This window comes from Peptostreptococcus stomatis DSM 17678 (genome assembly GCF_000147675.1).
GTDB lineage: Bacteria > Bacillota > Clostridia > Peptostreptococcales > Peptostreptococcaceae > Peptostreptococcus > Peptostreptococcus stomatis.
In genome coordinates, this window is the sequence record NZ_ADGQ01000047.1 from 1 (window position 1) to 5,939 (window position 5,939).

General features: G+C 26.7%; 5 protein-coding genes. All 5 read right to left on the reverse strand.

Features of this window, described 5'->3' with window-relative positions:
- Positions 1 to 141: 141 nt before the first annotated feature.
- Complete coding sequence (locus tag HMPREF0634_RS04240; RefSeq protein ID WP_040565749.1) at positions 142 to 324, reverse strand: hypothetical protein; 183 nt, start codon at positions 322 to 324, stop codon at positions 142 to 144.
- A gap of 112 nt (positions 325 to 436) precedes the next feature.
- Complete coding sequence (locus HMPREF0634_RS09365) at positions 437 to 1,495, reverse strand: S8/S53 family peptidase (protein ID WP_050786354.1); 1,059 nt, start codon at positions 1,493 to 1,495, stop codon at positions 437 to 439.
- Position 1,496: 1 nt separating this feature from the next.
- Positions 1,497 to 2,732 (reverse strand): radical SAM/SPASM domain-containing protein, encoded by a 1,236-nt coding sequence (locus HMPREF0634_RS04250; protein WP_007789321.1) that lies wholly within the window; start codon positions 2,730 to 2,732, stop codon positions 1,497 to 1,499.
- Positions 2,732 to 3,769 (reverse strand): radical SAM/SPASM domain-containing protein, encoded by a 1,038-nt coding sequence (locus HMPREF0634_RS04255; RefSeq protein ID WP_007789320.1) that lies wholly within the window; start codon positions 3,767 to 3,769, stop codon positions 2,732 to 2,734. Before HMPREF0634_RS04255 ends, HMPREF0634_RS04250 begins: the two co-directional genes overlap by 1 nt.
- Before the next feature lie 121 nt (positions 3,770 to 3,890).
- A complete protein-coding gene (locus HMPREF0634_RS04260; RefSeq protein ID WP_007789323.1) occupies positions 3,891 to 5,075 on the reverse strand; it encodes a radical SAM/SPASM domain-containing protein in 1,185 nt (394 codons plus the stop codon).
- Positions 5,076 to 5,939 lie beyond the last annotated feature (864 nt).

The following is a 5,939-nucleotide window of genomic DNA, read 5'->3' on the forward strand; positions in this document are numbered from 1 at the left end:
CTACATAATGTTTTTCTTTCACCTGCTTAACTAATATAACACTTTAAACAAAAATATACTTTGAATTGTATTATATTAGTTAAGCAGGTAATTACTACAACAAATTACCTGCTTTCTCTCATATTAAACTATTTTCACAGCTTAATAAGCAGGAGATCCTTTCGGAGAATAATCTGCACAGTCTATTAAACAGTCAAAACGTCCCCATCCTAACCCCTTGCAAGGATCAACTTGTATCTGCACATCGGATAATTCAATTTTATCCTTTATTGCTTCAATCTGCAATCCTTCTTTTTTCTTTTCTTTTTCTAAGATTTTTTTCATAACACATTCCTTTCTACAATATTATATTTTATTCCAATCTAACCTAACAAACTAGTTTTAATATAATTAAATTAGATTAAAATTCTAAATAATGGTTTATATATATTATTTTTTAAACATTGCAATACAAATGTACATATATTATTAGTTTTAATAGTTCAAAATCACTTATTTCTTCAAGCAAAAAATCAAGACAGTCTATTTCAATTCTAAAGAATTCGTTTATTTTTTCAATTAATATACTGATATTATCTCTCCTTACTAACGCACAGTCATATATAATATTCATATTTCTTATATTATCCAAATTAGATATATTATTGAAATTCTCTTTCATGACTTTTTTAATACCGTATTCAATATACTCAATCTTATAATCAAGGTTATTAACACCTGTCACTTCACTTATATTACTCATATTATTAAGTTTATCTTTTTTTAATTCATTTAACATAACCTTTTTTATTCTTTTTATATAACTATCTTTTAACTCAAGTACTGCATCACTTATTAATTCTTTTTCCATTTCATAATAAGATAAATTGTTATTTTTTTTCAATATATTCGCTACAATCCCTGTAGCAATAGCACACCCCTTACTGCTTTTACCAAAATGTGTCACACCATCTTTATACTTTATAAATATTTCTTTAGTATTTACACACATTTGTATTTTTTCATTCTTGTTGTATGTGTATTCATCATTATTATATATATTATCATTACCATCTACACCAATCACACTTTCAAATGTTGCTGGTATACACATATTTTCCTCATCATATCTATGTTTTGCAGACAGAATAATTTTACCTTGTTGGGTCAACCTATCACATACCTCACATATATCATTTCTATATTTTTGATTTATTGTAGATGCCGATATATTTATTAATTTAACATCATAGTCCAATAGTTTTTTTAACGCTTGTAAGAGTTTTAAAGATGATGTACAACCATCATTTTCAAATATATTAATCGGATAAATTAAAACATCTTTACATATGTCTACAATAGTCTTACACACAAGAGTACCATGTTCATCATTATTGTATACTATTTCGTTCACTTGTATTTCAGGTATAATTTCATAATATCCTCTTAAATCTTCATCTTTCGTATCAATGCTAGTATCAATTACTGCTATTTTAATAATCTGTTTGTTCTCCATTTCAACTCCATATCTTTAGTTGCATATATTTATTTCTTTTACAATTGTGTTCAAACCTAATATCATCATCAATTATATTATAAATCATTGCTGGACATGGCATACAAAAAACATTTATATTACATGACTTACATTTTTCAATATTCGTAGTTTTAAAATTATTGATCTTTTTTAATTGTTCTAACTCTCTTCTTAAATTATATTTTCTATTCAAATTAGCTTCATAATCCAATATATTGTACATTTTAAATTCCTCATACTCTAAATTTGGGCAGGGATATACATCTCCTTTTCTATCAATACTTATTTGTGTCAAACCAGCCTTACATCGATTTGTTGTAAAACTGGTATTTGACTTCTCATACTCAAAGTCAATATAATTAATATCAAGCAAGTTCTCAACATACCTTTCATGATTATTTTTTCCACGTCCAACATTATAGAAATACCTTAACATATATGATACATTCATTTCATCGCAAAACTCAATAAAATTTTTTTTCTGATTTATATTGTCTTTCCCAAGAACCATTGATAAGCTTATCTTTTCTAAGCCACACATTTGTAGTTTTTTTACCACAGCAACAACTTTATCATAAACACCATATCCTCTAATTCTAGAAACGGTTTTATCATCATATCCATCTACACTAATTTCTATAGCATGCAAAATCTTAGCTAATATTTCAGCATCATTATCTTTTATTAATGTAGCATTTGTGGATAGTATTATTTTGCCTGAAAATTTTTGTTTTAAATAATTAAGTATATCAAAAATATCATTTCTCATCATTGGTTCTCCACCAGAAATAATTACTATATCTGGGCTCATTAAAACAATTCTATCAATAATATTTTTACAATCTGATGTTGTCAAATATTCATTGGCCTGTAGTTCTGATTCTGCACAACAGTATTCACAACTTAGGTTACATCTATTTGTTATTGAAAAAACAACTTTGTATAAACCTAAGGATTCAATATCATAATCTACACCTGCCAAACCTATTTTTTCTAGCAATTCTATTAATTTTAAATAATATCTTCTATCTTCATCTACCATAAACTTCATCGCAACATCTTCCAAAGCTATTCTATTCTCCGATGCATAGTTTAAAATATCGTAACATTCTGTGGGAATTTTAATCCACTGTCCGCTCACCTTATTTGAAAGCAAGACTACTCTTTCTGATTCAACTTTGTCACATAAATAATCCCTAAAATATCTTTTCTTCATCACAATCTCACCTGATTTTCTATATTTTCCTGCAACATTCTACTTACGTCTATACTAATTCTTTCCATAGCACACATAATTGGTATATTATTTTCGTATTTTCCTGTAACTACTTTATTAATAAACTTACATCTCTTCGTTGTGCAAAATTCTTTTCTTGTACATTCATTACATATAAAATTATCAATATAGTTTATTGCAAAAATTTCTCTTTCTGATATAACCTTATTATTATGTACATTCCCAATTACCATATCTTTATGACCCACACATACTGTGCATGGATACAAATCTCCATTAACATCAATTGCATAACTCACAACCCCTCCAAAACAAGCACCTTTTTTTACATTTAAAGAATATAAGTCAATAAGATTTATATATGCTTTTTTTAGATTTTTTTTTCTACTTAATAGTTTCATCAGTTCCATTCTTATGATTTCTATATGTCTGTTTTCCCACCCTGTATTCTTATAATCCATAGAAACAACTATATCAGTAAGTCCTAAGTTTACAATCTCTGTAATACTTTTACATATATCACTTGCAGTTTCAGGAGTTATTGTCATCCTTATTCTAATATTTTTATTCCTAGATAATACACTCTTCAATTTTTTTATTACAATGTCAAATGTGCCACTGCCATCAGAAAAAATCCTATTTTCATCATTTATTTTCTTTACTCCATCCATGCTAACTGACAGGAAATCTATTTTTTTACATAAAAAATCTATATTTTCATTATTTATTAGAGTTCCATTAGTTGTCATATGATAAATTATTTTTCTATCTGAGACTTTATTTTCCAGTTCTTCACGAATATATTTCACCAAATCAAAATTTAATAGAGGTTCACCCCCATGAAAAATTATTACTAATGGCCTATCAATATTTTTTTCTGTCAAACGCTCTAAAATGAATTTTATGACCTTATCAGCAGTTTCAATACTCATATCATCTCTTCTATCTAGATTGTCTTCATAGCAATATTTGCAACGTAAATTACACTTTTGTGTCACAAAAATGGTAAATTTCATTAACTCTCTCCCCACACAATTCTACCTATATTATATTTCATACATCTACACCATTCATCATGAAGTGAGTCACTATCCTTTATTAAATCTACCTTCGCGGGACATTTCAAGCAAAATAAATTTACATCACATTTCTTACACTTATCATAATAGTATGGATATATTTTTTTAAATTTATATACCCAGCAAAACCATCTAAATTATTTAACTTAATCTTATTAATTATCTTCATATCCATACTACTTCCAAGTCTATAACTTGATTTTACCAAAGAAGGGCATGGATACATTTCTCCATCGTAATTAATAAACAGCTGTTCCTCACAGGCATTACATGAAAATGGAGTGTATTTGTTGTAGCTATTATTATCTGTATCCAGCATATACTCATTAATTGTAGAAATAGATAGAGGTAAGAACGACTCATCTTCAGTAAATATACTTTTATTACTTATCCCTCTTCCTACGGGCTCAAAATATCTTTCAATTGGTATTGTATTCATATTTTTATTTAATAATCTAAATTCCTCAAATTTATCAATGTTTTTTTGATCAAATACCATCGATAGAGTAATATTGTAGAAATTTTTCTCATGCAATAAATTCACTGTATTAATGACTTTATTAAATACATTTTTACCACGTATGAGTGAACAACTTTTTTCATCAACCCCATCCAAACTCATATCAATTCTATCAAAATTTTTCACTATAAATTCTACATTATTTTTATTTATCAAAGTACCATTTGTTGATAAATATAGTTCTTTACATATTTTATTATTATTAATATAATTCACTATTTGATAAAAATCTTCTCTGACCAATGGTTCCCCACCAGTTAGTATTAATCTTCTCGTATTTAACAATGCAATATTATCGAGGATAAAACATATATCATTATACTTAAGTTTATCGTTTTCATTGGGACTAGAATGCGAAGCACAGTGTACACACTTCAAATTACATCTATTGGTTAGAGCTAGATAAATATCTTTAAAATAAACTTTATCACCACACCTACCATTGCTTAAAATTTTTTTATCTTTCAACATGTTTATCACTTCTCTTATGTAATTTTTATCTTCCTCTCTATCAAAACACTCGACAAAATCTCCTATAGTCATATTATTTTCATTTGCATAACAAAAATATTCAAAAACCTCTCTATTTAATCGCACACTAGTTTTATACTTTTTTCTATGAATAATAACCTTTCTATCTCTATTCAAAATTATTAGGTCATTGAAATCGAACTTTAAAATATCCTTTTTTTTCATACTCATTATTATTTCATCATTCCTCATGCCATTTACCTCAACCCTTCAAGGTTATTTTATTAACATCAATGCTTAGTCTTTTTAAAATTTTATTTCCATTCTCAAACTTAAATTTCTTTCCTCCATATGTCAATAATTGATTCATACTTATAAATAAAACCATATGTTCCAATTTTCTTTACTTCAATTTTACATCCAAGCATATCAAAGTCTTTAAGTATTATTCTTTTCTATTAGTTTTTTACCAACTGTAATCTAACTATATTTCCACTTATCTTATTAGTGTTAATATCCATCACATCAAAACCATATCAAACATGTCAAGGAATTGTTTAGAATTCAATTTACCTAAACCTTTCTTCCCACTATATGCACACATTTGCCATTTATAAAAGATAATGTATGAATGATACAGAATTAAATACTCTGTCTACCTAGGAATTATATTAGATTCTTTCATAACTCACCAACACCTTTGGTATCACTATAAGCATATTTTTACCACTATTTTAGTCGTATGTTGAAATGAGCAATAGTTCAACTATCTATTTTATATTATAAACATCTTATATATATAAGTCAACACTTAAATTATATAAGCAAATATTCAAATTATAGATTTTTTAAATTTTTTCTATTTTAACAACATATTTATATAAAGATATAAGCTTATATATAATTAATAATAACGGTTGTAGAAAGGTGTAAAAAACCTTGAAAAGCTAAAAAATATGTGGTAAATTCACTGAAATATGACTATACGAATGCAATTGTGAAGGGTTGAAAATGTCAATATCAAAATGTACAATTTGTCTCAACTCTCTTATCATCAATTAAGGGCTCTCTGTCAAATATTTGCTTGAATTAGAAAAGAATGGCTCTATGTCAATT